General features: G+C 72.0%; 31 protein-coding genes and 1 tRNA gene. 9 read left to right on the forward strand and 23 right to left on the reverse strand.

All coding sequences use genetic code 11. From position 1 onward, the window contains the following. The first annotated feature begins 4 nt into the window (after nt 1–4). From ITJ55_RS13385 to ITJ55_RS13405, 5 genes are all read left to right on the forward strand, one after another. Nucleotides 5–1,135, forward strand: coding sequence for an ABC transporter substrate-binding protein (locus ITJ55_RS13385; RefSeq protein WP_194595842.1), 1,131 nt, complete (start codon nt 5–7; stop codon nt 1,133–1,135). Continuing rightward, nucleotides 1,135–2,109 (forward strand): ABC transporter permease subunit, encoded by a 975-nt coding sequence (locus ITJ55_RS13390; RefSeq protein ID WP_194595843.1) that lies wholly within the window; start codon nt 1,135–1,137, stop codon nt 2,107–2,109. Before ITJ55_RS13385 ends, ITJ55_RS13390 begins: the two co-directional genes overlap by 1 nt. Beyond that, nucleotides 2,106–2,987, forward strand: coding sequence for an ABC transporter permease subunit (locus ITJ55_RS13395; RefSeq protein ID WP_194595844.1), 882 nt, complete (start codon nt 2,106–2,108; stop codon nt 2,985–2,987). Before ITJ55_RS13390 ends, ITJ55_RS13395 begins: the two co-directional genes overlap by 4 nt. Continuing rightward, nucleotides 2,984–4,069, forward strand: coding sequence for an ABC transporter ATP-binding protein (locus ITJ55_RS13400; RefSeq protein WP_370544170.1), 1,086 nt, complete (start codon nt 2,984–2,986; stop codon nt 4,067–4,069). The genes ITJ55_RS13395 and ITJ55_RS13400 overlap by 4 nt, the downstream gene beginning before the upstream one ends. 123 nt (nt 4,070–4,192) lie before the next feature. Then, nucleotides 4,193–4,510 carry a hypothetical protein gene (locus tag ITJ55_RS13405; protein WP_194595845.1) on the forward strand — a complete coding sequence of 106 codons (318 nt, stop codon included), beginning with the start codon at nt 4,193–4,195 and terminating at the stop codon, nt 4,508–4,510. A gap of 153 nt (nt 4,511–4,663) precedes the next feature. On the opposite strand, the gene ITJ55_RS13410 is transcribed toward ITJ55_RS13405, so the two are convergent. The 13 genes from ITJ55_RS13410 to ITJ55_RS13470 all read right to left on the reverse strand — a co-directional run bounded on the left by ITJ55_RS13410 (nt 4,664) and on the right by ITJ55_RS13470 (nt 14,531). After that, a complete protein-coding gene (locus tag ITJ55_RS13410) occupies nt 4,664–4,948 on the reverse strand; it encodes a hypothetical protein (RefSeq protein ID WP_194595846.1) in 285 nt (94 codons plus the stop codon). A 195-nt stretch (nt 4,949–5,143) separates the two neighbouring features. Continuing rightward, the gene (locus tag ITJ55_RS13415; RefSeq protein ID WP_056260395.1) at nt 5,144–5,599 is read right to left on the reverse strand and encodes an SRPBCC family protein; all 456 of its coding nucleotides are present in this window, start codon (nt 5,597–5,599) and stop codon (nt 5,144–5,146) included. A gap of 210 nt (nt 5,600–5,809) precedes the next feature. Continuing rightward, complete coding sequence (locus ITJ55_RS13420; protein WP_370544171.1) at nt 5,810–6,718, reverse strand: carbohydrate ABC transporter permease; 909 nt, start codon at nt 6,716–6,718, stop codon at nt 5,810–5,812. 10 nt (nt 6,719–6,728) lie between these two features. Next, nucleotides 6,729–7,568: a carbohydrate ABC transporter permease gene (locus tag ITJ55_RS13425; protein WP_056260854.1), complete on the reverse strand. Its 840-nt coding sequence runs from the start codon at nt 7,566–7,568 to the stop codon at nt 6,729–6,731. Nucleotides 7,569–7,684: 116 nt separating this feature from the next. Continuing rightward, the gene (locus ITJ55_RS13430; RefSeq protein WP_194595847.1) at nt 7,685–8,980 is read right to left on the reverse strand and encodes an ABC transporter substrate-binding protein; all 1,296 of its coding nucleotides are present in this window, start codon (nt 8,978–8,980) and stop codon (nt 7,685–7,687) included. A 132-nt stretch (nt 8,981–9,112) separates the two neighbouring features. Beyond that, on the reverse strand, nt 9,113–9,427 hold the full coding sequence (locus ITJ55_RS13435; protein WP_194595848.1) for a hypothetical protein: 315 nt from the start codon (nt 9,425–9,427) through the stop codon (nt 9,113–9,115). A gap of 1 nt (nt 9,428) precedes the next feature. Further along, nucleotides 9,429–9,764 carry a hypothetical protein gene (locus ITJ55_RS13440; RefSeq protein ID WP_194595849.1) on the reverse strand — a complete coding sequence of 112 codons (336 nt, stop codon included), beginning with the start codon at nt 9,762–9,764 and terminating at the stop codon, nt 9,429–9,431. A 20-nt stretch (nt 9,765–9,784) separates the two neighbouring features. Beyond that, entirely contained in the window at nt 9,785–10,162 is a 378-nt protein-coding gene (locus tag ITJ55_RS13445; protein ID WP_194595850.1) for a hypothetical protein, read from the reverse strand. A 12-nt stretch (nt 10,163–10,174) separates the two neighbouring features. Then, nucleotides 10,175–10,474: a hypothetical protein gene (locus ITJ55_RS13450; protein WP_194595851.1), complete on the reverse strand. Its 300-nt coding sequence runs from the start codon at nt 10,472–10,474 to the stop codon at nt 10,175–10,177. After that, the gene (locus ITJ55_RS13455; RefSeq protein WP_194595852.1) at nt 10,471–12,636 is read right to left on the reverse strand and encodes a TNT domain-containing protein; all 2,166 of its coding nucleotides are present in this window, start codon (nt 12,634–12,636) and stop codon (nt 10,471–10,473) included. Before ITJ55_RS13455 ends, ITJ55_RS13450 begins: the two co-directional genes overlap by 4 nt. Beyond that, nucleotides 12,633–13,025 (reverse strand): DUF6507 family protein, encoded by a 393-nt coding sequence (locus ITJ55_RS13460; RefSeq protein ID WP_194595853.1) that lies wholly within the window; start codon nt 13,023–13,025, stop codon nt 12,633–12,635. Before ITJ55_RS13460 ends, ITJ55_RS13455 begins: the two co-directional genes overlap by 4 nt. Continuing rightward, the gene (locus ITJ55_RS13465) at nt 13,022–13,423 is read right to left on the reverse strand and encodes a hypothetical protein (protein WP_194595854.1); all 402 of its coding nucleotides are present in this window, start codon (nt 13,421–13,423) and stop codon (nt 13,022–13,024) included. The genes ITJ55_RS13460 and ITJ55_RS13465 overlap by 4 nt, the downstream gene beginning before the upstream one ends. Beyond that, nucleotides 13,413–14,531 carry a DUF6177 family protein gene (locus ITJ55_RS13470; protein WP_194595855.1) on the reverse strand — a complete coding sequence of 373 codons (1,119 nt, stop codon included), beginning with the start codon at nt 14,529–14,531 and terminating at the stop codon, nt 13,413–13,415. Before ITJ55_RS13470 ends, ITJ55_RS13465 begins: the two co-directional genes overlap by 11 nt. Nucleotides 14,532–14,647: 116 nt before the next feature. Between ITJ55_RS13470 and ITJ55_RS13475 the strand changes: the two genes are divergently transcribed. Next, on the forward strand, nt 14,648–15,379 hold the full coding sequence (locus ITJ55_RS13475; protein ID WP_194595856.1) for a phosphatase PAP2 family protein: 732 nt from the start codon (nt 14,648–14,650) through the stop codon (nt 15,377–15,379). Here the strand turns inward: ITJ55_RS13475 and ITJ55_RS13480 are convergent. From ITJ55_RS13480 to ITJ55_RS13500, 5 genes are all read right to left on the reverse strand, one after another. Then, a tRNA-Gly gene (locus ITJ55_RS13480) sits at nt 15,371–15,441 on the reverse strand. The genes ITJ55_RS13475 and ITJ55_RS13480 overlap by 9 nt on opposite strands. A gap of 177 nt (nt 15,442–15,618) precedes the next feature. Then, complete coding sequence (locus ITJ55_RS13485) at nt 15,619–16,164, reverse strand: hypothetical protein (RefSeq protein ID WP_194595857.1); 546 nt, start codon at nt 16,162–16,164, stop codon at nt 15,619–15,621. Then, nucleotides 16,161–16,961, reverse strand: a complete 801-nt coding sequence (locus ITJ55_RS13490) for an Asp23/Gls24 family envelope stress response protein (protein WP_194595858.1) — start codon at nt 16,959–16,961, stop codon at nt 16,161–16,163. Before ITJ55_RS13490 ends, ITJ55_RS13485 begins: the two co-directional genes overlap by 4 nt. Beyond that, a complete protein-coding gene (locus ITJ55_RS13495) occupies nt 16,958–17,512 on the reverse strand; it encodes an RNA polymerase sigma factor (protein WP_194595859.1) in 555 nt (184 codons plus the stop codon). The genes ITJ55_RS13490 and ITJ55_RS13495 overlap by 4 nt, the downstream gene beginning before the upstream one ends. Nucleotides 17,513–17,735: 223 nt before the next feature. Further along, nucleotides 17,736–18,716, reverse strand: a complete 981-nt coding sequence (locus ITJ55_RS13500; protein ID WP_194595860.1) for an NAD(P)H-quinone oxidoreductase — start codon at nt 18,714–18,716, stop codon at nt 17,736–17,738. Nucleotides 18,717–18,765: 49 nt separating this feature from the next. Here ITJ55_RS13500 and dcd point away from each other — a divergent pair, with 49 nt between their 5' ends. After that, nucleotides 18,766–19,353, forward strand: a complete 588-nt coding sequence (gene dcd / locus ITJ55_RS13505; RefSeq protein WP_194595861.1) for a dCTP deaminase — start codon at nt 18,766–18,768, stop codon at nt 19,351–19,353. A gap of 320 nt (nt 19,354–19,673) precedes the next feature. Here dcd and ITJ55_RS16550 read toward each other — a convergent pair whose 3' ends face one another. Beyond that, a complete protein-coding gene (locus ITJ55_RS16550; RefSeq protein WP_194595862.1) occupies nt 19,674–20,720 on the reverse strand; it encodes an AraC family transcriptional regulator in 1,047 nt (348 codons plus the stop codon). 178 nt (nt 20,721–20,898) lie between these two features. On the opposite strand from ITJ55_RS16550, the gene ITJ55_RS13515 reads away from it, so the two are divergent. Then, on the forward strand, nt 20,899–21,936 hold the full coding sequence (locus tag ITJ55_RS13515) for an aldo/keto reductase (RefSeq protein WP_194595863.1): 1,038 nt from the start codon (nt 20,899–20,901) through the stop codon (nt 21,934–21,936). Nucleotides 21,937–22,461: 525 nt separating this feature from the next. Here ITJ55_RS13515 and ITJ55_RS13520 read toward each other — a convergent pair. After that, entirely contained in the window at nt 22,462–23,307 is an 846-nt protein-coding gene (locus tag ITJ55_RS13520) for a tryptophan-rich sensory protein (protein ID WP_194595864.1), read from the reverse strand. 143 nt (nt 23,308–23,450) lie between these two features. Further along, a complete protein-coding gene (locus tag ITJ55_RS13525) occupies nt 23,451–23,912 on the reverse strand; it encodes a DUF3817 domain-containing protein (RefSeq protein ID WP_194595865.1) in 462 nt (153 codons plus the stop codon). Between the two features lie 179 nt (nt 23,913–24,091). Between ITJ55_RS13525 and ITJ55_RS13530 the strand changes: the two genes are divergently transcribed. Beyond that, nucleotides 24,092–24,769, forward strand: coding sequence for an SDR family NAD(P)-dependent oxidoreductase (locus ITJ55_RS13530; protein ID WP_194595866.1), 678 nt, complete (start codon nt 24,092–24,094; stop codon nt 24,767–24,769). Between the two features lie 155 nt (nt 24,770–24,924). Here ITJ55_RS13530 and ITJ55_RS13535 read toward each other — a convergent pair whose 3' ends face one another. Further along, nucleotides 24,925–25,965, reverse strand: a complete 1,041-nt coding sequence (locus tag ITJ55_RS13535; protein WP_370544172.1) for an oxidoreductase — start codon at nt 25,963–25,965, stop codon at nt 24,925–24,927. Then, nucleotides 25,962–26,540: a molybdopterin-dependent oxidoreductase gene (locus ITJ55_RS13540; protein WP_056260369.1), complete on the reverse strand. Its 579-nt coding sequence runs from the start codon at nt 26,538–26,540 to the stop codon at nt 25,962–25,964. Before ITJ55_RS13540 ends, ITJ55_RS13535 begins: the two co-directional genes overlap by 4 nt. Between the last annotated feature and the right edge of the window lie 105 nt (nt 26,541–26,645).

A 26,645-nucleotide genomic window follows, 5' to 3' on the forward strand; every position in this document is an offset into this window, starting at 1 on the left:
CCGCATGATCGACAAGCGCCTGCTCGTCTCGGCAGCGACCCTCAGCATCGCCGCCCTCGCCCTGACCGGTTGCTCGGCGAGCGCCGACGCCGACGCCTCAGGAGGCGCGGCGAACGACGCCGCCACCGCCACCAGCGCCGAGGACTTCGGCGGCATGGATGCCCTGGTCGCGGCCGCGCAGGCCGAGGGCGAGCTCAACGTGATCGCCCTGCCCGACACCTGGGCCAACTACGGCGAGATCATCGACGGCTTCGAGAAGGAGTACGACATCACCGTCAACTCCGACAGCCCCGACGTCTCGAGCGCCGAAGAGATCACGGCGGCCCAGAACCTGAAGGGGCAGGACACCGCCCCCGACGTGTTCGACCTCGGCTCGGCCGTGACGCTCGCCAACCTCGACCAGTTCGCGCCCTACAAGGTCGCGACCTGGGGCGACATCGCCGACGACCACAAGGACGCCGACGGCAAGTGGGTCTACGACTACACCGGCCTCATGTCGATCGGCTACGACGCCGACGCGGTGCCCGCCCCCGAGAGCCTCGACGACCTGCTCGGCAGCGACTACAAGGGCAAGGTCGCGATCAACGGCGACCCGACCCAGGCCGGTGCCGCCGCGGCGGCCGTCGAGTGGGCCGCCCTGCAGAACGGCGGCAGCGCCGACGACGTCAGTACGGGCGTCGACTACTTCTCCAAGCTCGCCGACGCGGGCAACTTCCTGCCCACCGACCCCACCCCGGCGACGATCGCCTCGGGCGAGACGCCGGTCGTCTTCGACTGGAGCTACAACAACCTCGCCGCCGCGGCCGACGCCGGCGGGCGCGACTGGAAGACCGCCGTGCTGCCCGGCACCGCCCTCGGCAGTTACTACAACCAGGCGATCAACGTCGACGCACCGCACCCCGCCGCGGCCCGCCTCTGGCAGGAGTACGTCATGGGTGACGACGCGCAGAACCTCTACCTCGCCGCCGGCGCCTACCCCGTGCGCCTCGCGGCGATGACCGAGGCCGGCACCGTCGACCAGGACGCCCTCGAGAAGGTCGGCGAGCAGCCCGCCGACACCGTGCAGTTCACGGCCGAGCAGACCGAGGCCGCCTCGAAGGTGCTGGCCGACACCTGGGCCACGGCGATCGGCTGATGGTGACGACGTCGACCCGTGCGGCGGACACGACCGCCGACGCGCGGTCGGCACACGGAGGCGACCGCGGCGACCTGCCGGACCGCGCCTCCTCGTCCCCCGACGGCGTCGGCCCCTCGCGGGGTCGGCGCCGTCCGGCGGCGTGGTGGGGGCTGACCCCGTTCGCCGTCTGGGTGCTCGCCTTCTTGATCGTGCCGTGTCTGCTCGCGCTCGGCACGGGCTTCGTCGACGGCGACGGCGCCCCCACCCTCGACAACCTGGTCGCACTCGGCGACCCCCTGATCGTGCGGGCCTTCGCCAGTTCGGCCGCGGTCTCGGCCGTCACCGCGGTGGCCGGTGCCGTCATCGGTGCCGTCGTCTGCTGGGGGCTCACGTCACTGCGACCCGACGGAGCCGTCCGCAGCGCGATCGACGCCGCCTCGAGCGTCCTCGCCCAGTTCGGCGGGGTGATGCTCGCCTTCGCGTTCGTCGCGACCATCGGCATCCAGGGCGTCGTGACCCGGCTGCTGGTCGACGTCGCCGGCGTCGACCTCTACGCGGACGGTGTCTGGTTCTACCAGGTGCCCGGCCTGCTGCTGCCGTACCTGTACTTCCAGGTGCCGCTCATGGTGATCACGTTCATGCCCGCCGTCAGCGGCCTGCGCCCGCAGTGGAGCGAGGCCGTCGCCACCCTCGGCGGCACCCGGTGGCAGCACCTCGTCCGCGTGGTCGTCCCGGTGCTCGCCCCCGCGTTCGTCGGCAGCCTGCTGCTGCTGTTCGCCAACGCGTTCTCGTCGTACGCGACCGCCGCCGCCCTGATCAGCCAGGGGGCCCAGATCGTGCCGCTGCAGATCCGCGCCGCGCTGATCAGCGAGACCGTGCTCGGCCGCGAGAACGTCGCCGGGGCCCTCGCCCTCGGCATGGTCGTCGTGATGGCCGTGCTGATGACCGGCTACTCGCTGCTGCAGCGCCGCACCGAGCGGTGGCAGCGATGAACGCCCCGCGGTCGCCTCAGGCCACGAGCGCGTCGCGGTCGCCTCGGGCGCCTCGGGCCACGAGCGCAGGAGGCGCGGGCACGGTCGCGCGCCGCACCGCCCTGGTCGTCGTGGGAGCCCTCTTCGCGGTGCCGATCGCGGCGATGGTCGCGTTCTCGCTGCGCAGCGCCGACGGCACGGGCCACGACCTGAACCACTGGCTGGCGATCGTCGACCCCGAGAACGAGCGGATGTACCGCAACCTGGTCGAGGGAGTCACGAACTCGCTGCTGCTCGCCGTCGTCTCGGCGCTGCTCGTGCTCGTGCTGCTGGTGCCGGCCATGGTGCTCGTGCACCTGCGCCACCCGCGTCTCGTGCGCCCGCTCGAGTTCGTCTGCCTCGTGCCGATCACGGTGCCGGCGATCGTGCTCGTGGTGGGGCTCGCGCCGGTCTACTCGGTCGTCTCGCGGGTCGCCGGGTCGGGCGCCTGGACGCTCGCGCTCGCCTACGGCGTGACGGTGCTGCCCTACGCGTACCGCGCGGTGCAGTCCGACCTCGCGGCGACCGACCTGCGCACGCTGACCGAGGCCGCCCGCACGCTCGGCTCGGGCTGGCTGCGGACGATGGCCCTCGTCGTCGTGCCGAGCCTGCGCCGCGGCCTGCTCGCGGCGGCCTTCATCACCGTGGCCGTGGTGCTCGGCGAGTTCACCATCGCGTCGCTGCTCAACCGCGTGAACCTGCAGACCGCCCTGGTGCAGGTCTCGCGCTCGGACCCCTACGCCGCCGTGATCTTCGCGCTGCTCGCCCTGGGCTTCGCGTTCGTGCTGCTGCTCGTGATCGGCCGCGTGGGCGCCCTCGGCGCCGCCCGCCCGATCCCCTCTCGAAAGGCCCTCTCGTGACCGCCACGCTGCCCCGCCCCTCCGTCGCGAGCCCGACCGGCGCCGTGGCGGGTGCGACCGTGACCTTCCGCGACGTGACGAAGCAGTTCGCCGGGCACCAGGCCCTGACCGGGCTCGACCTCGAGCTGCAGCCCGGCGAGCTCGTCGCCGTGCTGGGCCCGTCGGGCTGCGGCAAGACGACCGCGCTGCGCAGCCTCGCCGGGCTCGAGGACGTCACGACCGGACGCATCACGATCGACGGGCACGACGTGGTCGGCGTTCCGACGCACCGCCGCGACGTCGGCATGGTGTTCCAGGCGTACTCGCTCTTCCCGCACCTGACCGTGCGGCAGAACGTCGAGTTCGGGCTGCGCATGCGACGCGTCGACAGGGCGGCCCGGGCCACCCGGGCGGGCGAGATGCTCGACCTGGTCGGGCTCGGCGACCTCGGCGAGCGCTACGCGCACCAGCTGTCGGGCGGCCAGCAGCAGCGCGTCGCCCTGGCCCGGGCGCTGGTCACGCGCCCCCGCGTGCTGCTGCTCGACGAGCCGCTCAGCGCCCTCGACGCCAAGGTCCGGGTGCAGCTGCGCGACGAGATCCGGCGCATCCAGCGCGAGCTGTCGATCACGACCCTCTTCGTCACGCACGACCAGGAGGAGGCCCTCGCCGTCGCCGACCGCGTCGCCGTCATGCGGGCCGGTTCGATCGAGCAGGTCGGCACGCCCGAAGAGCTCTACTCGGCCCCCGCGACCGCCTTCGTCGCCGAGTTCGTCGGCACGAGCAACCGGGTGTCGGGCGAGGTCGTCGGCACGCTCGTGCGACTGGCCGGCTGCCCCGAGGTGCCGGTCGTCGGAACACCCGCCGAGGGGCCCGTCTGGGCCTACGTCCGACCCGAGGACGTGTCGTTCGTCGAGCAGGGCGGGCTCGCCGGGGTCGTCGAGTCGGTGTCGTTCTTGGGGGCCGTCTGCCGCACCCGCGTCCGCGTCGACCCCGAGACGCTGCTCGTGGTCGACCACCGGGCCGACGAGCGACGCGAGCCGGGGTCGCCGGTGCGCGTCTCGTTCACGCCCGCCCGCGTCGCGGTGACGACCCGCGCCTCCTGACTCGGGCACCGTCGAGTGGACGAGACACCGCGGCGTGCGCCGGTGTCTTGTCCACTCGACGGTGCCGTGCGGTCAGCCGGGCGACGGAGGCGGCACGCCCGAGCGCGCCGTTAGCCTCGGGGGATGCCCTCCGTGACCGACCCCGACGACGTGCCCCGCGCCTCCTCGGTGTGGCAGGCCGAGATCGTCACCACGCGGCGACCGCGACTGCTCGTCGCCGGACGGTGGCTCGTCTCGGTCCTCGCCGCGTTCTTCTTCGGCTCGTTCGACGGCGAGTGGCCGGGCTTCGACGTCGTGGTGCGCGAGGGTTCGACCGGTCGCGAGATCCACCGACTGGCTCCTCAGGGCCTCACCGGCGCCGACGAGTCGAAGGTCGACATTGAAGTGGACCTCGACCGGCTCACCTGCGACGAGTACCGAGCCGAGTGGAAGCTCGTCTGACCCCCATCTGGTGCGCCGGGCGTCCTGACCGACGCGACCCGCGCCTCCTCGGGTCCCGCGGTCGACCGGTCGAAAGGTCGCGAATCGTCCTCCACGCGCCCCCGAACGACGGTCCGGGACCACTCGACCCGGGCCGGGCACGACCTCCGGCGGCTAGCGACGGTTCCAGGAGGCGCGGACGACGGTGTCGAGGGCGCTCGAGAGGTCCGTGCACCACCAGCGGCGTTCGGGTGCGGCGGCAAGGGTGAGTTCGTAACCCGCCTCGGTCCGGGCGACCGAACCGACGACGACCAGGGCACCGCGTTCGGAGCGTCGGACGTCGACGACGCGCCAACGGCCCCGACCGACGACGTCGAGCCTCAGGTCGAGCGCACTCGCGACCGGGCCGTGTCCGGGCCAGGCCGTGCCCGACCGGCCGCTCCCACCGTCGATCAGCATCGTCGCCTCCCTCGCGGCCCGCCCCTGCGCGGTCCGACGAGGTGCACGGTAGCCACGCGACCTGACAACGGGCGGGGTTGACGCCGGGGGTCCCGCGTGCTCCACGTACCCCGACGCGTCGTCGAGACGACCGAGGCCCACGGCGGGCTCCCTGTGGTCAGGAGCCGCCGTGGGCCTCGGTGAGTGGGTCCGGTCTCAGGCCTGGACGTCTCCGCGCCAGCCGCCGTCGACGTTGCCCTCGCGCTCGATGAACTCCTTGAAGTTCTTGAGGTCCTTCTTGATGGCGTGGTTGTCGGCGCCGAGGCTGCCGCCGAGCTTCTCGAGGAAGCCCTCGGGCGTCCAGTCGATCTGCACCGTGAGGCGGGTCTCGTCGTCGCTCAGCTTGTGGAACGTGATGACGCCGGCGTGGTCGACCTCGCCGCCGGTGCTGTTCCAGGCGACGCGCTCGTCGGGGTGCTGCTCGGTGATCTCGGCCTCGAAGGTCTTCTCGACCGGCCCGACCTTGACCTTCCACACCGTGAGGGTGGGGGTGGTCTGGGTGATCGACTCGACCTCGTCGAGGAACTTCGGGAACTCCTCGAACTGGGTCCACTGGTTGTAGGCGACGCTGACGGGGACGTTCACGTCGATGGTCTCGATGGCCTGTGCCATGGTGCACTCCTTGTTGACGGTGTTCGTGATCTCTCGGTCGGCACCGGATCGGTGCCTGACCTGTCGTGAACGGTAGGAGGCGCGGGTCGCCTCCGCCCACGTGCGGAGGCAACGGTCAGGTGACGGGTGACGCCCGCCGACCGGGGGCGCGCACCCTACTCGCGTGATCGCGACCACCCCCGCATCCGCACCCCGCATCCGCACCCCGGCTCAGCGGATGCCGCTGCGTGCGAAGCCCTGCACGAAGTACCGCTGGAACACCAGGAACAGCACGACCATCGGCGCGACGTTGACGAGGGCGAACGCCATGGTGCCGCCGTAGTCCGAGCCGAACTGCCCCTGCAGGTAGAGCAGGCCGATCGGCAGCGTGAAGAGCTCGTTCTGCTTCAGGGCGATGAGCGGCCACGAGAAGTCGTTCCAGGTCGACAGCAGGCTCATGAAGAACAGCACGGCGATCAGCGGCTTCGACAGGGGCAGCACGATGCTGCGCAGCACCCGCAGGTGGCTGGCGCCGTCGATGCGGGCCGCCTCGATCAGCTCGGTCGGGATGCCCAGGATGAACTGCCGCGCGAGGAACAACCCGAACGCGGACGCCGCCGTCGGCAGGATGACCGCCCAGTAGGTGCCGTAGAGGTCGAGCCGCGTCACGAGGGTGAACAGCGGCACCATGATCACCTGCACGGGGATCATCAGCGTGGCGAGCGCGACGAGGAAGACCGCGTTCGACCCGCGGAACCTCAGCCGGGCGAAGGCGTACCCGCCCAGGACGTTGATCGTCACCGTGATCAGCGCCACGACGATCGCGATCGCCGTCGAGTTGCCGAACCAGGTCACGACCGGGAACGCCTCGAAGACGCGCTCGAAGTTCGCCGTCGTGAACGTGCTCGGCCAGATGCGCAGGGCACCGCCGAGCAGGTCGGCGCGCGTCGAGAACGCGACGACGACCATCCAGTACAGCGGGAACAGCACGACGAGCGACACGACGATCGCGGCGCCGAGCCTCAGGACGAGGAGGCGCTGCTCGCGGACGCGACGCCCGCCCGGTCGCGAGGGGCGAGCGGGGGCCCGGTCGGCCGGCCCGGGGGCGTCGGGGGCGACGGTGGCGGCGACGGTGGTCACGGGGTGCCTCTCAATCGACCAGGTCGCGCGAGCGACCGGTGTACCAGCGGACGACGGTGAACGCGAGCATGACGAGCAGCAGCACGACGCCGATGGCGGCGGCGTAGCCCTGGTCACGCGTGACGAAGCCCTGGTCGTAGGCGTAGGTCACGATGACCGACGTGGCGTTGCCGGGGCCGCCGCCGGTCATCACGAAGACCAGGTCGAACACCTGGAACGAGTAGATGACGTTGAGGATCAACAAGAAGAACGACGACGGCCCGACCAGCGGCACGGTCAGGTACCGGAAGCGCTGCCAGCCGCCCGCGCCATCGAGGCGTCCGGCCTCGTACACGCCGGCGTCGACCGACTGCAGGCCGGCCAGGTAGATCAGCATGTTGAAGCCGACCCGCCACCACAGGGTGATCAGCACGATCGAGACGAAGGCGGCCGTGCCGCCCGACTGCCACGGCACGCCCGGCAGGCCGACCGCCCGGACGAGCTTGTCGATCAGCCCGCTGTTCTCGTCGAACAGCAGCACGCCCATCAGCGCGGTCGCGACGCCCGAGATCGCCATCGGCAGGATGAGGATCGACCGGAACAGCCCGCGCGCCGGCAGCACCGAGTTCAGCAGCACGGCGGCCCCGAGCCCGAGCGCCATCGACAGCGGCGTGACGATCAGCGTGAACAGCACCGTGTTGGCCGCGGACCGCCAGAACACCGGGTCCGAGACGAGGCGCTGGTAGTTGTCGAGCCCGGTGAACGTGCCGCCGCCGAAGCCGTCCGTGCGCTGCAGGCTGACCACCACGGCCCAGACCAGCGGGATCAGCACGAACAGGGTGAGCATGAACAGGTTGGGGGTGAGCAGCATCCACGCCACCGCGGCCTCGCCCCGCGAGCGCGACCTGCGCCGCGGATGGGGCGGGCGGGCCCCGGTCACGGGCACCGCGCCTCCTCGGGTCCGCGGCCGCGTCGCGGTCGTCACCGTCAGGCCCCCGTGGCGGCGGCGATGCCGTCCGAGATGCGCGACAGGGTGTCGTCGGTGCTCTGGCCGCCGACGAAGGCCTGCTCGAGCTCGTCCTGCAACACGGTGATGATCGCCGCCATGTCGGGCGAGGCGACCTGGCTCGAGTCGCTCGCCTGCACCGTGCCGGCCTGGCCGATGAACACCGGCGAGAGCTCGGGGCGGACGTCGAACTCGATGCCGCCGTCGATGAGGTCCTGACGGGTAGGCAGCAGCGAGGCGCCCTCGCAGAAGGCGCGCATGGCGTCCTCTTGCGTGACGAAGTCGAGGAAGGCCGCGGCGAGGGCGGGGTCCGCGGCGTCCTTCGTCACGACGAGGGCGTTGCCGCCGAAGTCGCTGGCCGACCGCTCGTCACGGGGCGCGAAGGTGGCGCCCCACTCGAAATCGAGCGTGTCGGTCGCGTCGGGGATCGAGAAGGCGCCCGAGAACACCATCGCGGTGGTCTGCGAGTACCAGGAGTCCTGCGCGTAGGTGGCCGACTTGATCGAGTCGTTCTGCGGCACGTACTGCTTCTCGAAGAACGAGCGGGTGAAGTCGACGGCCTTGCGACCCGCGTCGGAGTCGATGGCCGGGTCGGTGAGGTTCTCGTCGAGGAAGCGCCCGTCGGCCTCGAACAGCCAGGTCAGCCAGCGCGTGACGCCGTTGCCCTGCCAGTTGTAGGCGAACGGATACCGGTCGGCGGGCAGGTTCGCCCGCAGGGTGGCGGCGACCTCGTCGAACTGGTCCCACGTCCAGGCGTCCTCGACGCTGGTCGGCACGTCGGTGATGCCCGCGGCCTCGAGCATCGTCTTGTTGTAGAGGATCGCCGTGGTGTCGGTGTGGTGGGGCACACCGAACGGCTTGCCCTCGTTCTGCACCGCGGCCCAGGCGCCGCGCGTGAAGCGGTCGCCGAAGTCGCCGGGCAGCTGGTCGCTCAGGTCGAGCAGCTGGCCACGCCCGGCGTAGCTGCCGAACGTGTAGTACGGCACGCGGAAGACGTCGGGCGGGTTGCCCGCCTGCAGCTGGGCGTCGATGTTGGTGAACATCTGCTCGTACGGGACGGCGTTGAGGTCGATGGTCGCGCCGGCGTTCGCCTTCTCGAAGCGCGAGATCTGGTCGCGGAAGCCCTTCAGCTCGGCGTCGGTGCCCCACGTGGTGAAGGTCAGGGTGCCCTCGGCCGAGCTGGTGGCCGGCTTGCTGAAGCCGGCGCAGCTCGCGAGGACGGCGGTCAACGAGACGGCGCCGCTCGCGGCGAGGAAGGTGCGTCGGGTGAGGGTCATGGCGTGTTCTCTTTCGGGACGACGAGGGTGCCGGATCAGCCTTGTACCCCACTCGAGCGTGCATCGGGGTACGCGACCTGGAGTGACACTCAACTCTTGTCGTGCGCGATGCGCCGGTCGGATCTCGTAGTTCTAGTGGGCGTCCGGATGGATCTCCCGGCGTTCGGCGCGCTCGAGGTCGCGCTCCCGTTGCAGGTCGCGGAGGAGCCCCTTGAGCCGGAGCAGGACGAGGAAGTCCTCCAAGGCCTCTGACTCGCTCGGGTAGGTCCGCACGCTCTCGTCGACGACCGCCGCGCGCTCGTCGGTGGAGAAGGTCACCCAGGCATCGTCGCGTCGGGTGACGACGAGGCAGTCCGTGCTGTTCGCGTGGTCACCGTCGATGACGTGCGCCAGGTCGTCGAGTCCCTCGGCCGCCATGACGACGCGCACCGATTCGATCGTCGCCATGTCAGGCCTTCCCCGGTCGGTCGTCTCGTGACGCCCGCCACGTCTCGTGGGCGAGCCTGTTCTTCTCCCTGATGCGCGACATGAGCGCGTCTTCGTCGGCCCTCAGCCTCATGAGACGCAGAAAGTCGTCCAGAGCGTCGGAGAGTTCCTCGTATGTGCGAACGCTGGTCTCCTCGACACCGGCCCGCTCGTTGGTCGAGAACGAGGTCCAGACGCCGTCTCGTCGGGTCAGGACCAGGGCGTCCGCCGAACTACCGTGATCGTCTCCGATCACGTAGGCGAACCTGTCGAGCCCCTCGGCCTCGATCGTGGCCAGGGTCTCGTCAAGCGTCGTCACGGCGCCCTCGCGGTCGGCGATCAGTCACCGGGCTCCGAGCCTGCGTCAAGGACGGCCCGCAGCTCCTCCAACCGGGCGGCGTTCTGCAACTGGGACATGAACTCGGTCACGGCAGAACGCTCATCCGGATGCTCGACGAGTGTCAGCTCTTCGACGAGACCTCGTTCGTCGCGCAAGAACGTCACCCACACCCCGTCGATCTGCCCGATCACCTGCGCACCCGGGACGTGTCGCGACGTGTCACCGATCAGAAAATTCAGATGACTGAAACCGGCCGCTTCCACTTCTGCTCGGAGTCCGTTCACGTCGCGCGCTCCGGGGGCTCCGGCGTCGTCCCATCTCGTCGACGTCCGGTGTTTTCCGTCCAGCGCACGCATGACGTACGGAGCTTCGGCCACTGGACCAACTCGTCAACTCTGCCCAGCGGCCCGGCGGCGGACTGCCCGCTCTTCACGGATTTCTGCGATTCGTGCCATGTTCCGCAAGAGGCGAATGAAATCCGCGCTCGCTGCCTCCTGATCACCGTAAGTCCGAACGCTCTGCTCCTCGATGAGTCCTCGCTCATCGACGAAGAACGTGGTCCAGATCTGAGCCTTCTCGGCGATGACGAGGGCATAAGGTTTGCTCGCCTCAGGATCACCGATCACGTAATTGAGGTGACCGAGCCCGAGGGCCTGCACCTGCGACTCCAGGGATTCCATGCTGCTCATGCAGACGGCACCTTCACTTCTTCGATTAGTCCAAGGTCCATCAAGTCCTGGACGCTCATGGGGAGCAGGAGCTGGACCCCGCCACCACTCTGCCCGAACCCGGGGGCAATGGGCCCACGCATGAGATGCATGTCGTCCCAGGTCTTCCTATGGTTCGACATCGACAGGTCGAACTGTTCGCGGGTCGGAGCATCGCTCCGATCGTAGGCACCGCGGATGTCTCCAAGGTCACCTTTCGTCCTGTAGACGTGCTCGATGGCTGGATCGGGCACCCAAGGCGTCGCCCGCTGCTCATGCGTGAACGGAACGCCACTGTCGGGGACAGGTGAGACGAAGACGCCATCGGCCGAGCCCGCCCTGTCGAGCAAGGTGCCGTCAGGGATGTGCGGATCGACCTCGACGATGAGGACCTTGTTCTCGTCGACCGCAAATCCTTTCCAAGGGATGTCCGTCCAGTCGACCTTGCCGTCTGTGCCGAGGAATTGGACGTCGGCGGGGACACGCTGGTCGGCGGGCCATGCACCGCCCTCTCGGAACTCTCTGGCGGCCTCTCGGTTGATCACGTCCAGGTAGTTCGCGAGTTGCTCCCGGGTCATTCCGCTTCGATCCACTGCGCTCGGTGTGGTTGTGCCACTCGAGCCAGGGGCGTCGCCGCCCGAGCCATCCGTTCCGGCATCGCCGTCGGCGCGACCGGGCTGGTCGGCCGCGGGGGCGTCGTCGACGCGACCCGCGCCTCCTGCGTCCTCGCGGACGAGCGGGGCGGACGCGTCGTCGTCACGGACCTGCGGGGCCGATGCATCCTCGCGGACGGGCGGGGCGGACGCGTCGTCACCGCGGACCGGCCCGAGCGTCGTGTCGGGGCGGTCGACGCGGGTGGGCGGGGGCGCAAGGCCGTCGGAGCGGACGTCGACGACGTCGTCGAGACGGTCGAGCTGCTCGCCGAGACGCGACGGGGCGTCCGATCCCCCCGCCGCCGAGCGGGGGCCGTCGGTCGGCACCCTCAGGCGCTCCGACAGGCCGGTGAAGGCGTGTCCCACGTGTGTCAGGCCGTTGCGCAACGCCGACCCCTCGGGGGCGCGGAGGCCGGCTCGTTCGACCGCGCCGCCGAGCCGCGCGAGGCCCGACGTCGCCTTCGTCGCACCGACGGCCGCGCCTCCGACCGGGACGAAGAACGAGGCCACGCCGAGGGTGGCGTAGGTGCCGGCCGCGACCGGGTCCTCGTCGTACATCTCGGGCGTGCCCACGATGCCCTGCGTGACGCCCTCGATCATGGTGCGGTACCAGTCGACGGCCGGTCGGGCGGCCGTCGGCACCGTGCCGGGGGGTGCGTACACCAGCGCGATCGTCGCCGGACTCGTGATCGCGATGGCCCCGAGCCCCTGCAGCAGGCCACCCCAGGCCTGAAGGCCGAACTCCTTGGTGACGCCCGTTCCGCCCTGGATGTCCCAGCCGACCAGGGCACCGGCACCGTAGGCCGCCTCGGCGATGAACATGCCGAGGCCCGTCCCCATCGACTCGGAACAGGTCTTGTGAGGGTCGCCCGGAGCACCGTAGGGCAGGTCCTTCATCGAGTCGAGCTGCTCGGCCGTGTACGCGACCTGCTCGGGGAAGCACATCGGGTCGGTGCGCAACGCGTTGATGCCGTTCTCGCACTCGGCGCGGGCGGCGTCGATCTTGGCGACCTCGGCGTTCACCTCGCCGAGCAGCTCGTCGTTGCGGTTGCGAGAAGGGATGTGGTCGTACCACTCGACGGTGACCTCGTCGGGCCCGCTCGAGATGTACGAGTTGTAGCTCTCGGTGCTGTAGGTGACGCCGCCGGACACCTCGGCGGTGAAGGCCTCGGCCTCGGTGACGAGCTCCTTCAGCCGCGCGACCGGCGCGGCGACGGCGCTTGCCAGGTCGTCGAGCAGCGTCGCGACCTTGCCGAACGTGTCGCCGAGGGTCTGCGTGCTCGTGCCGACCGGGTCCATGGCGACGAACAACTGCTCGGCCTCGGGCGCCGCGTAGACACCCGACAAGCCGGACCACGACGTGACGACTCCCGCACCCTGGTCGGCGATCGCGGTCGCCGTGCTGCGGAAGGTCGCGGCGGACCCCGAGATCGCGGCCGCGTCGATGGTGACGCCGGGGATCGCTCCGGGGACGATCAGCGAGGGGCTCATCGCGGTACCCCCGGGGTCGACGCGGACGGGATGCCGGCGGCGCTCTGCTCGTTCGCCAGGGCGGGTGCCTGGGACGCGGCCGTCACGGCGGCCGACTGCGCGTTCGCCGCCATCTCCTCGTCGCCGGCCACGTAGGCGATCGTCGCCTCGGCGGCACCGGCGCCGCAGGAGTCGATGCGGTTCACGACCGACGTGAGGGTCGTCGTCTGGGACTCGATCAACCCGAACACGGCGTTGGAGACGCCGATCAGCAGGTCGCCGACGCCGCCGCTCAACTCGTCGTGAGCGGTCGCGAGGCCCTCGGCCGCCGTGCCGAGGTCGCCGGCCGAGACCTGGACGTCGGCCAGGACCGCCTGCACCCCGCTGGGCGAGATCGACCACGAACTCATGCGCCGGCTCCCTCGTTCGTCGTCGTCGCGGTCGACGGCGCCGCGGTCGCAGGCCTCGGCCCGCCCGGCACCGCCTCGACGACGACCCGGCCCCCGGTGCCACGGACGAGCGCCTGGACGACCGCGTCGGACACCGGGTCGGTGCCCGGCGCGTACGCCTCGGTCAGCCAGCTGCCCGCCTCGACGTCCACCCCGAGCAGGACGGACGCGTCGGCCGGGTCCTCGACGTACGTGCTGCGCACGATGGCCAGCACGAGTCCGTCGTCGGTCGCGATCTGCAGCCCGCCGCCCTTCCAGAGCTTGCCCAGGCCGAGGTACGGGTCGACCTCGGCGGCCGCGCGGGCACCGTCGACGGCGGTCACGGGCCCCGGCGTCACCACGGTGTACTCACGAGGCACGGTGCACCCCCGGCGGGGTCAGGGCAGCGAGGATCTCGTCGGCCCCGACGACCTCGACCGCGTCGGCGAAACGGTGCCAGCGGGCGGCGGCGGCACCGTCGTCAGCACCCGCACCGGCATCACCGGCCGGCCCCGCGTCGAACGTCACGAGCACCGACGGCGTCCGCGACGGTCCGAGCACGCGCCCGCCCACCCGACGGACGAGACCCTCGACGTCGAGGTGCGTGCCCCGCACGCCCCGGGCCCCGATGACGGCGGCCACCGGCTGAGGCGCCACCCGGTCGTGGGCGGACACCGTCGCGTCGGCCCGGCCGGACGTCGACCACGCCGTGGCCAGCAGGACCTGCTGTCGACCGGCCACGTCGGCGAGGGCGTCCGCGACGACGCCCGGCGCGACGGCACCGGTCACGACGATCCGGGTCTCCTCGACGACCCCGTCGTCGCTGCGCGAGACGCGCACCCACCCGCGGTACCTCGGCCCCGAGGCGTCGCCGCCGGCCACGTGGAACCGTGTCTCGGACGGCATGCGGCTGCGCGCCGCGGCCGTGAAGAAGTCGCGGTCCCAGACCGCGGTGGCCGGCTCGGTCGTCCCCCACAGGGTCCGTGTGCCGGGTGCGAGGGCCTCGACGAGTCGCTCGAGCGTGCCGCCGAGTCGGGCCTCGGCCCGCGCCCGGTGATGCGTGACGACGGCGAGCTGCGTCCAGGGGACGGCATCGGGGTCGGCCGCGCGCCCCTCGTCGAGCCGGACCGACGACGGCGCCTCGTCCCGCGGCAGGGGGTAGCCGTCCTCGGTCACCCCGAGGCCGTGCGCCGGCGACCGCACCGGCTCGAGCGTGATCGCGCGGCGAAGCGAACCGTCGGAGGCGCGGGTCAGCCAGACACCGCCGAGCAGGTCGAGCAGGTGGAACAGCGAGTACGTGAGCCGCGACTCCGGGCCGGTGACGAGCGCGACGCGGGTGCCGAACTCGGCACAGTCCACGAAGAGGGCCGACAGGCCGCTCGAGACCCCGACGACGGGCTTGCTCGACCTCGACTCGACCCACCCGGGCCCGTGAGTGTCGAGCAGGGGGTGGAGCAGCTTTACGGACGTCGTGGCATCGTCGGTCATGGCTTCCCCCCGGTAGCGGCGACACCCATCGTACGGGGACGACGCCCCCGACCGCGGTCCCTCGATCGGCCCACCGGCGCGTCCCCCGAGCGCCTCGGCCCGCCTAGGCTCGGACGATGCCCTCGCCAGCCACCGCCCCGCAGCGCCTCGACCGACGGCGACGGGCTCGGAGGCACGGCACGTTCGCCGCGGTGCTCGTCGTCGGGCTGGTCGTGATGGCCGGGGCGGCATACCTCTTCTCGGACGTGTACGCCGCCGTCACCGACGACGAGAGCATCGCGCTGCTCGACCAGCCGACCCTGCACTTGGCGATGGAGGCGCGCTCCCCCTGGCTGAACACCGCCCTGACCGTCTACACGAACGTCGCCGGGGTGATCGCGCTGCCGATCCTCGGACTGCTGGTGGTCGTCGTGCTCGCGGTCCGCCGCCGGGAGTGGGTGCCGGTCGTCCTCGGCCTCTCGGCGGGGGCCGGCTCGCTGCTGATGACCCAGGCCGGCAAGGAGCTCTTCGGCCGCGACCGCCCGCCGATGTCGGACGCGGTGCCACCGTACGAGACGAGCGCGTCGTTCCCGTCGGGGCACACCCTGAACGCCACGGTCGTCGTCGGCATCGTCGCGTACCTGCTGGTGTTGCGCCAGACCCGGCGGTCGATGCGTGCGCTGACGATCACGGCGGCCGCGGTGTTCGCCCTGACGATCGGCCTCAGCCGCGTCTACCTCGGGCACCACTGGCTGACCGACGTGGTGGGCGCCTGGTTGCTGGCGCTCGCGTGGCTCGCCGTGCTGGTGATCGCCCACCGCGTCTGGCTGCGCCTCGGCCGGCCCCATCAGACGAGAGAGAGCGAGTGACGGGAATCGAACCCGCGCTATCAGCTTGGGAAGCTGAAGTTCTACCATTGAACTACACTCGCGCGGCGCCTCGAGGGCGCGTCAGACCACTATAGCGGCCCGCGCCTCCCGCGCTCTGTCGAGCCTGGTTCGCGGCTGCTACGCGTACGGCACCGCGGAGTGGACGTCGCACCGCCGAATGGGGCGGTGCCGTGTCCACTCGGCGGCGCGACACCTCGGGGAGCCTTGAGGAGGCGCGCTCAGGCTCCGGTCGCGACCGAGACGATGCGCAGGTCGACGGATGCCGGCGGCACGGGCTCCCCGCTCACGCGGTCGAGCAGCGCCTGGGCGACCGCACGGGCCACGAGCGGCCCGGAGCCGCTCTCGTCGACCGCGATGTCGAGCGTGATGCGGGTCTCGAGGTCGGCCACGGCGATGCCGACGAGGGGGACGGGACGCCCGGGGGCCGCCGCGGCGGCGGCTTCGGCGGACGACGGGTCGGCGCGCTCGGCGTCGGAGACCTCGGGTGCCGGCACCGCGCCTCCTGCGGCCGAGCCGTCGCTCCGCACGGCCGAGCCGTCACTCTGCAGCGCCGCGCCGTCGCTCCGCACGGCCGAGCCCACGACGCCGCCACCGCCGACGACGGCGCTCAGCCCCTGCAGCGCCGAGCGCACGACGCTGCCGAAGCCGGGCCGGGCGCGCACGTGCACGACGCCGTCGACCGAGGCCGCGATCTCGCCGAGCTCGGCCGCGAGCAGTGAGAGGTCGGCCGGGCTGATCCCGGCGGCCGGGTCGTGGTCGCTCATGCCGCGCCTCCTTCGCCGTGCAGGTGCACGTCGTCCACGGTGACGTCCACGCCCTCGATCGTCAACTCGGTCTGTCGCGACAGTCGTGACGAGACGGCCTCGCGGACGGCGTCGGCGAGCGTCGGCAGCGACCGACCGAACAGGCCGCTGACCACGACCTCGACGCGGACGAGGGCCCCGGGCACGCTGACGTCGCCACGGATCGTGCACGAGATGACCATCGCCCCCTCGACCCCGTCGCCGGCCTCGCGGATGAGCGCCCGCACGGCGCCCTCGGTGATGTGCAGCGTCGACCGGTCGTCGATCGAGCTGAGCGGGATCTGCCGCCCGGCCCGGGACTCGAGGCGCACGCGGTCCATGACGCCGGCGATCCAGCTCGGATCGGGGGCGGGGGTCGCCGCGGCGTCGGCCTCGAACAGCCGGGCACCCATCGACCGCAGCCGTTCGAGGGCGGCGAGCTGCGCGGTCGCCTCGGGCGACTCCTCGATCTCGGGGTCGTAGGGCTGCCGCCCGGCGTCGAGGTAGTCGACGAGGCGCTCGGGCGAGACGGCGCCGTCGTCTGCGTCGTCGCCTGCCTCGTCGTCGCCTGCGTCGTCGTCGCCTGCGTCGTCGTCGTCGTCGGCTGCGTCGTCGCCTGCCTCGTCGGCCGCGACGGGCCCGGTCGCGTCCCCGACGGCCTCCTCGAAGGCGTCCTCGGGCAGCCGGTCGGCGTCGGTGGCCTCGCTCAGGTCGACGGCCACGTCGGGGGGCGTCGGGTCTTCGTGGGCGTGGTCGGTGCCGTGTGGTCGGTCACTCATCGCCAGGCCTCCATCTCACGGGTCAATGTCTCTCGGGCTCGGGCGAGCTGCCCCCGGACCGCCGTCGCGGTGCTGCCCGTGCGGTCGGCGATCTCGGTGTACGACTCGCCTCCGACCTCGCGCAGCGTCCACACCTGTCGTTGGCTCGCGGGCAGTCGGGCGAGAGCCGCGCGCAACGCCTCCATCGCGTCGTTCGACGCGGCCCGGCGTTCCGGATCGGTCGTCGGCGTCGCCGAGGGCAGCTCGAGGTCGTCGACGTCGTCGGTCAGCCGTCGCGACCGGATCAGGTCGAAGGCCTTGCGCGACACGATGCGCATCATCCAGCCCTTGACCGCCGCGGGAGTCTGCAGCGTGGGCAGCTCGCGCCAGATCGTGATCGACGCCTCTTGCACCGCGTCCGTCGCGTCGGCCCGCGACCCCGTCAACCGGGTCGCGTACGCGGTCATCAAGCCCAGGTGGCGCCGCAGCAGCACCTCGAACGCCCGCTCGTCGCCCTCGGCGGCGCGCGACGCGAGCACCGCGTCGGTGGCGTCGGTCAGGTCTGCCGACATGCCCGCCCCCTCTGGTGGTGCGTCCCTCGCCCGCCACCCTCGAGACGAGGAGGCGCGGGTCGGGACCCGTGGAAAAGTGCCGACGGATTCCGCGACGTCCGCATCGCCGGACCCGTCACCCTCTTGGATACACCAGAACCGGCCCCGCCGGGGCGGAGGCCTCCGCGCCTCGCGGTACCCGCGCCTCCTCTGCCCTCGGGTGCGCCGCGCCCTCTGGGTGCGGTCAGCGCACCGCGAGCAGGATCTTGCCGCTGTGGCCGCCGGACTCCATGCGCTTGTGGGCCGTGGCGACGAACTCGAGCGGGTAGACGCTGTCGAGCACGGGGCGGACCGACCCCGCCTCGACCAGCGGCCAGACGTGCTCGCCCACCTCGGCCATGATCGCGCGACGCTCGTCGAGGGGACGCGCCCGCAGGGTGGTGCCCCAGACCCGGCCGCGCTTGGCCATCAGGCGCGACAGGTCGACCGTGGCCGACGCGCCGCCCGGCACCGCGATCACCATGATCCGTCCGTTCGGGGCGAGTGCCTCGACGTCACGCGCGACGTAGTCGCCGCCGACCAGGTCGAGCACGACGTCGACGCCGCGCCCCTCGGTCAGCTCGTCGACGACCGCGACGAAGTCCTCGGACTTGTAGTCGATGCCGCGGGCGGCGCCGAGCTGCTCGCAGAACGAGGTCTTGTCGTGCGTGCCGGCCGTGGCGTAGACCGTCGAGCCCAGGGCCACCGCCATCTGGATCGCGATCGACCCGACGCCGCTCGACCCGCCGTGCACGAGCAGGGTCTCGCCCGGCTTCAGCCCGGCGCTCATGAACACGTTCGACCAGACGGTGGCGACGGCCTCGGGCAGGCCCGCCGCCTCGACGAGGTCGACGCCGCGGGGCAGGGGCAGCACGAGCCCCTCGTCGACCTGCACCCGGTCGGCGTAGCCGCCGCCCGAGAGCAGGGCGACCACGTAGTCGCCGACGGACACCGCGGTGACCTGCTCGCCGACCCGGACGACGGTGCCGCTGACCTCGAGCCCGGGCCAGGCGGGGGCCCCGGCGGGTGACGGGTAGTGCCCCTCGCGCTGGTTCACGTCGGCGCGGTTGACGCCCGCGGCCGCCACGTCGATGACCACCTCACGCGGGCCGGGCACCGGCTCGGCCACCTCGGAGACGACGAGGGCCGAGGGCCCTCCGGGCACGGGGACGGTGATGGCACGCATGCGACCATCCTCCCCCTCGGGGCCGACACCCGCTGACTAGGCTTGGCCCGTGCTGCTCTCCGACCGCGACATCAAGCTCGAACTCGACGCCGGACGAATCGGCCTCGACCCCTACGACCCGACGCTGATCCAGCCGTCGAGCATCGACGTGCGACTCGACCGGCTCTTCCGCCTTTTTGACAACCACAAGTACCCGTTCATCGACCCGGCGGAAGACCAGCCCGAGCTGACCCGACTGGTCGAGACCGGGGCCGACGAGCCGTTCATCCTGCACCCGGGCGAGTTCGTGCTGGGCAGCACCTACGAGTTCGTCCGACTGCCCGACGACGTCGCGGCCCGCCTCGAGGGCAAGAGCTCGCTCGGCCGCCTCGGCCTGCTCACGCACTCGACGGCCGGCTTCATCGACCCGGGCTTCGGCGGGCACGTCACGCTCGAACTGTCGAACGTGGCCACCCTGCCGATCAAGCTCTGGCCCGGCATGAAGATCGGCCAGCTCTGCTTCTTCCGCCTCAGCTCGCCGGCCGACCACCCCTACGGCTCGGCCGAGTACGGCTCGCGGTACCAGGGCCAGCGCGGCCCGACCGCCAGCCGGTCGTCGCGGGGCTTCGTGCACACGGACGTCTCCGCCCGCGACTGAGTGCCGGGCGCCGCGCGCCGGCCGCCGGGCGACGGGCGCCGGCCGCCGGGCGACGGGCGCCGGCCGCCGGGCGCCGGGCGCCGGCCGCCGGGCGCCGGCCGCTTGAACGAGAAGGGGGTGCGGAAGGAACCCGACTCCCTCCGCACCCCGGCGACACGAGAGAAACCCGACGTCGATCTCGTGCGCTGTGACTCGCGGTCCTGAACCTTTCACCGCGAGGCTTTCTCATTCTGCGATGACGTGCCCATCAGGCAAACCCCGCTCTGTCCGGAAAACGAAACGAAGGCCCTGGGTGCGAAGCCTCGACCGAAACTCACCCGTCAGGCTTCGAGGGTGTCCCGGGGTGAGCGTCCGAACTCGACGGTGTACTGGGCCGCGAAACGTCCGGGGTGCGCGAAGCCCCAACTCAGCGCGATGCCGGCGACCGTGTGACCGAGGGTCGGGTCGGCCATGACGAGGTCGCCGTGCGCCCCGCGCAGTCGGGCCCGTCGAAGTTCGGCCATCGGCGTCGAGTCGAGGTGGCGCCGGAAGGCCAGCTGGAGCGCACGGGGCGTGACCCGGGCCGCCTCGGCGATCTCGACGACGCCGATGTCGTCGTGGGCGTGCTGCTCGATGAACTCGCGTGCCCGGCGCACCGTCGACGGCAGGGGTGCCTGCCCGTCGGCACCCCCCAGGGCGACGACGTTCGTCTCGAAGGTCTCGAGGTAGGCGGCCACCAGCGACCGGAACGCGGAGCCTCGGACGAGCGGGCTCGCCATCGCCGCGTCGTTGCCGACGACGTTCTGGTGGACGTGCAGGACGAGGTCCGACCAGTAGCGGCCCAACGCGGTCGAGACCGCCTCGGTCGCCGTCGAGCGCAGGCCTCCGGGCGCGGCGAGCCGCATCGCACCGAGCTCGCGTTCGACCGCGGCCCGATCGAGCAGCACCTGCCCGAGGACGAGGTCGAACGACTCCATCGTCTTCGCGTCGTGCGAGGGGAACGCGAAGGGGGTGCCCGGGGCGAACCGCAGTTCGTGGCCCCGCGTCGTGAGCGACAGGCGGCCCGCCATCACGCCGCCCGCGACGAGGAAGCCCGCCGGGTCGCTCTCGGTCAGCAGCCGGCCCCTCCGGTACTCGAAGCGGCACAGGGCGAACCGGGTCTCTCCCGACACGGCACGGCTGTAAGTGAAGGGGGCTGGCCCCTCGCCCTCGAGTCGGGTGATGCGGTAGTTCTTGCGGATCAGGGCGTGCGCGACCTCGCGGTCGCTCGTCGACACGCTGCGGACGCGCGGGTCGACCTGCGCCGCCAGCGGCGTCGTCGTGGAGCGGGTGGGTCGGTCGGTTGCTGATCCGGCGGCCGGTGCGGCCGCCCTGGGTGGTGATGACACGGTCGTTCCCCTCGGGTGGGACGGTGACCCGGGGTGGTTGGTCCCGGGTTCGGTCGGGCCCGACGTCGGCGTCGGACGACCATGTGGAGATTATCCACCTGACGAACCGCGGGCACGCAGCATCCACGGGGGTTGTCAAGGACCCACGGCTGTGGTTCCACACGCGTAGCGTCGGGTCATGGACTACAGAACCCTCGGAAACAGCGGTGCCTCGGTGTCGGAGCTGACCCTCGGCACCATGACGTTCGGCGCCGAAGCCGACGAACCGACCTCGCACGCGATCCTCGACGCCTTCGTGGCAGGCGGCGGCACGCTCGTCGACACCGCCGACGTCTATAGCGCGGGCACGAGCGAGACCATCATCGGCCGCTGGCTGGCGAGCCACCCCACCGACGCCGACCAGGTCGTCCTCGCGACGAAGGGGCGCTTCCCGATGGGAGACGGCCCCAACGACGTCGGCCTGTCGCGCCGCCACCTCGCCAAGGCCCTCGACGCCTCCCTCACGCGGCTCGGCGTCGAGCACGTCGACCTCTACCAGATGCACGCCTGGGACCACCTCACCCCGATCGACGAGACCCTCCGCTTCCTCGACGACGCGATCAGCGCGGGCAAGATCGGCTACTACGGCTTCTCGAACTACCTCGGCTGGCAGGTGACGAAGGCCGTCGGCCGTGCCGAGGCCCTGGGCTTCGCCCCGCCGGTCACGCTGCAGCCCCAATACAACCTGCTCGTCCGCGACATCGAGCACGAGGTCGTGCCGGCCTCGCTCGACGCGGGCATCGGCCTGCTGCCCTGGTCGCCGCTCGCCGGCGGCTGGCTGAGCGGCAAGTACGTCCGCGACCAGGCCCCCACCGGCGCGACCCGCCTCGGCGAGGACCCGAAGCGCGGCATGGAGGCCTGGGAGGCGCGCAACGCGGACGAGCGCACCTGGACCGTCCTCGACGCGGTCACCTCGATCGCCTCCGCCCACGACGCGTCGGCCTCGCAGGTCGCCCTCGCCTGGCTGCTGCGCCAGCCCGCGGTCACCTCGGTGATCCTCGGCGCCCGCTCGGTCGAGCAGCTCGACGACAACCTGGGCTCGTCCGACCTGGCCGCGGCCCTCACCGACGACGAGGTCGCCCGCCTCACCGCGGCGAGCGCACCCCGCGTCGACGACTACCCCTACGGCACCGCCGGCGTCGCCCAGCGCGACCGCAAGATCACCGGCGGCCGCTGACGAGGAGGCGCGGCGCGCCTCCTGCACGCACCGCGCCTCTCGCACGACGCCACGAGATGGGCACCGCGCCAGCTTTTTGCCTGGCGTCGTGCCCATCTCGTGGTGCTGTGCGGCGCGAGGGTGCGGCGACAGCGCCGACCGGGTATCCCGCCACGAGGTAAACGGTCCGCCACGAGATTGCGTGGCGGGCCGTTTACTTCGTGGCGGCGTGAACCGCAGATGCCGACAACTCGCGGAGTTCGTGGTCGTGATCGTCGCCGTGATCGCCATCGTCCACACACTCTTCTGGTGAGGGCCCGCACCGCGCCTCCCGCACGACGCCACGAGATGGGCACCGCGCCAGGTTTTTACCTGGTGTCGTGCCCATCTCGTGGCGTGGTGCGATGTGTGGCCTTCGGCGAAACCGCCGACCGGGCACCACGCCACGAAGTAAACGGTCCGCCACGACCTTGCGTGGCGGACCGTTTACTTCGTGGCGGGGCGGCACGGCGCGGGGCGGTGCGGCGCGGGGCGGCGCGGGGCGGGTCAGCGCTGCAGCGAGGCGGTGGCGCCGACGCGACCACGCGCCACCCGCACGCCGATCGTCACGACCAGGACGAAGACGGCCGCGACGATCGCCGCCACCCCCGCGACCACGTTCTCGGGTTCGCCCGTCAGGCGGCCGACGGCGATCCAGGCGAGCCCCCACGACAGCGACAGGGCCGGAGCGATGCGGCCCCGACCGGCGAAGGCCAGCACCACCCCGACGAGGGCGGCCACGCCGAGCACCACCGACGACCAGAACCCGGCGGCGAAGCCGAACCCGTCGAACCCGGCGTCGACCAGGCCGGCGGCGACGTTGGCGACGGTCGCGACGCTGACCCAGCCGAGGTAGAGGCCGAGCGTCCCGTCGGTGACGACGGCGTCGACCCAGCCCGACGACGCGGTGTGGAACAGGATGACGAAGATGCGCGCGAGCACGAGCAGCAGGGCGACGATCACGACGGCCCCGAGCCACACGCTGCCGAGCTGCACGGCGGCGAACAGCCAGGCCGCGTTGAGCAGCAGCGACGCCGCGACCCAGTAGCCCAGGCGGCGGTGCCGGGTGACGGCCCGCTGACCGGGCAGTGCCTGGTAGATCGCGTAGGCGACGAGGCCGAGGTAGATCACGCTCCAGATGCCGAACGCGGTGGTCGCGGGGGCGACGGTCGTGGCCGTCGCGCTCAGTGCTCCGCCCGCGGCGTCCGCCACCGAGACTCCCCCGAACGCGCCCGAACCGACGGCGGCCAGCACGATGGCGAGCACCGCGGTGACGACCACCACGATCTGGCGCACGACGTCACGTGACGTCGCTGCTTCGGCGGGGGCGTGGGTGCTCGCGTTCGTGGTCATGCTGTGGACGCTAGTCGCGCCTCCGGCCCGATCTCTTAGTTGCTAAGAGGATTGCCAGGGAGGCGCGGTGCCAGCTGGTGCGGCGGCGTGCGGAGGCGCGGTGCAGCCGGGTGCGGCGGCGTGCGGAGGCGCGGTGCGGCCGGTCAGCCCACCTGCACCGGCGGCCCCGCAGCGAGCAGCACGGCGAACACGACGACGACGGCCACGACGAGCAGCACGAGGGCCAGCCCGAGGTGCCCGAGCATCCAGCGCAACAGCCGGTCGAGCGGGCGACGGTCGCGCGGGTCGTCGGTGGCCGTGCGGCGCCAGTCGCCGACGAGCAGGCCGCGGCGGTCGATCCACCGCTCGACGGGCAGCGAGGCGAAGGGCACGACGGCGCTCGCGAGGGCGGCCACCGTCACGCCGGCCGACCACCGCTGGTTGACCGCGACGACCACGCCCGCGACCAGGTAGGCCAAGAAGACGAACCCGTGGATCGGCCCCGCCACGCTCACCGGCCAGTCACCGACCCGCACCACGTACTTGAGGACCATGCCCACGATCAGCAGCGACCAGGTCACCACCTCGGCGACGGCGAACGAACGGAAGAGGGTGCGAGGCGACACGAGCTGCTCCTGGTGAGGGGGCCGACGGGGTACGACCCCATGGTCGCAGCCCGCGCCTGGACGGTGGCCGTCCGGGCCGCGGCCGACGAGATCGAGGAGGCGCGGGGCGACGCGACCGCGCACGTCGCGTACCCCTCTTGCTGGGTGTCGACTCGCGCCTCCTCGTTTTGATGGGACGCATGACGACACTCGCGATCATCGGTGCAGGCAAGGGGCTCGGCGCTGCCGTGGCCCGACGGTTCGGCGCGGAGGGCTTCAGCGTCGCCTTGATCTCGCGGCACCAGGGCCGGCTCGACGCCCTGGCCGCAGAACTCGGCGCCGACGGCATCACCGCCCAGGGCTTCACGGCGGACGTGCGCGACCCGGCGAGCATCGCCTCCGCGCTCGAGCAGGCGACCGAACAGCTCGGGCCGATCCAGGTCATGCAGTACAGCCCGCTGCCGCAGAAGGACTTCATGCGCCCCGTGCTCGAGACCATGCCCGCCGACCTGGTCGGACCGGTCGAGTTCTCGATCTACGGACCCGTCGCGGCCGTCCACCAGGTGCTGCCCGGCATGCGCTTCCTGCCCGACGGCGGAGGCACCATCCTCTTCGTCAACGGCGGCTCGGCCGTCACCCCGGGGGCGAAGGTCACCGGCACGTCGATCGCCTTCGCGGGACTGACCGCCTACGCGCAGCTGCTGCACGACGAACTCGCCGACGAGGGCATCCACGTCGGACAACTGATCATCCCCGGCGGCATCGAGCCCGAGAGCGGCGACAAGAGCCCGGAGGCGCTGGCCGAGCTGCTCTGGCAGCAGCACGTCACCCGGGGCGAGTTCCGCACCACCGCGCCCGAGAAGGGCTCGCCCGCCTGACGCCTGATGCGTGTCGCCTGACCCAGCCCGGCTGCGCGTTGTAGCCGGCCCCGGCTCGGCACCTCGGCCAAGAACCCGGTTTCGAACGAGGAACCCGATAGCTTTCGGGTTCATCGTTCGAAGCCGGGTTCTCCGCTGATCCGGTACGGACCGGATCAGACGCCGCCGAAGCGCTCGGTGCGGACTCGGGTCGGCGCGTGCCCGAGCTCGACCAGCCAGGCCGCGACGACGGCCACGAACGAGTTCGCCCCGCAGACGTAGACCAACGGGTGCTCGGACGCGGGCAGCACGAGCCGCTCGAGCTCGTTGCGCGTGAGTCGGCCCGCCGCCCGACCGTGCCCCTCGGGAGCGACGCGGCTGTAGACCCAGTCGACCGCGAGGCCGGCGGGCTGCTCACCGCCTCCTGCCCTGCGTGCGACGTCGGCCGAGGAGGCGCGCGCGGCCTCGTCGAGCTCCGCCACGAACCACCGCGAACCCGGGTCGCGCACCGAGGCGAGCAGCCGCATCGTGGGTGCGCCGCGGCCTCGCGCCCGCACCATCGCCATGAGGGGTGCGACTCCTGACCCACCGCCGATCAACTGCACGGGGGCCGACGTCGGCGGGGTCGCCCCCTCGGGCTCGGGCAGCACGGCGTGCACGGCCGAGTCGGGCTCGAACTCGGTCGGCGGCCAGACGAACCAGCCGCCGATCGGGCCGCGCACTTCGACCGGGTCGCCCGGCTCGGCCGCGTCGACGAGGTACGGAGACACCTCGCCGTCGTCGAGCCGCTCGACGGTGACCTCGACCTGGGGGACCCGGCCCGCGCCTCCTGCGTGCGCCGCGCCTCCTGCGAGCGCCGCGCCTCCCGCGTCCGCCGCGCCTCCTGCGTGCGCCGCATCGGCCACGTCCACCGCGGCCCCCGAGGCCCGGACGTCGCTCAGCGAGTACGACCGCACCGCCGTGTAACCGTCGTCGGCGGTCAGGCGCAGGTCGACGTGCTGACCGGCACGGGCGGGCCGCAGCCCCGGCACGGCCAGCGTCAGCGACCGGGCACGCGGGGACTGCGCGACCGACGACACGATCGTGGCGGGCAACCAGGCGAACGCGTCACCGGCGAGGTCTGCCTCGGCACCGCCCTCCGCCTCGGCACGACCCCCGGCGTCAGCCCCGGCGTCAGCCCCGGCGTCAGCTCCGGCCCCGGCGTCGGACCCGTTCACGCGTACCGTTCTTCTTTCCACGGGTCACCGTGGGGGTGGTAGCCCATGCTCTCCCAGAAGCCGCGACGGTCGGTGGCCATGGTCTGGATGCCCTGCAGCCACTTCGCGCTCTTCCAGAAGTAGAGCCCGGGCACGAAGAGACGGGCGGGTCCGCCGTGCTCGGCGTGCAGCGGCTGGCCCTCGTAGGTGTCGACGACCCACGCCTTGCCGCCGAGCAGCTCGTCGAGCGGCAGGTTGGTCGTGTAGCCGCCGTGGCTCGTGGCCATGGCGAACCGGTGCGTCGTCTCGAGACCGTCGAAGAGGGTGTCGAGCGAGACACCGCGCCAGTGCGTGCCGAGCTTCGTCCAGCTCGTGACGCAGTGGATGTCGGTCTCGATCGCCTCGTGCGGCAGGGCCTGGAAGTCGGCCCAGCTGAGCGACCGCTGCCCGGTCTCGGTCGCGACCTGGAGCTCCCACCGCTTGATGTTCGGCGTCGGGCCGGCCGACAGCACCGGGAACCCGCTCTCGAGGTACTGCCCCGGGGGAAGTCGCGGGTCGGCCGCGCGCCGCTTGCCGAAGCCGGTGAATCCTGCCATGGTGCGCCTCCTCGGGGTGGGTCGTGCGCCCGTCAGCCTACGCACGGGCACCGACGTCGCGGGGCCGTGAGGCTGCGTCCGCGCTGGGAGAACCTCGACACCGGC

Origin of the sequence: Frigoribacterium sp. VKM Ac-1396 (assembly GCF_015350895.1) — a bacterium.
GTDB lineage: Bacteria > Actinomycetota > Actinomycetes > Actinomycetales > Microbacteriaceae > Frigoribacterium.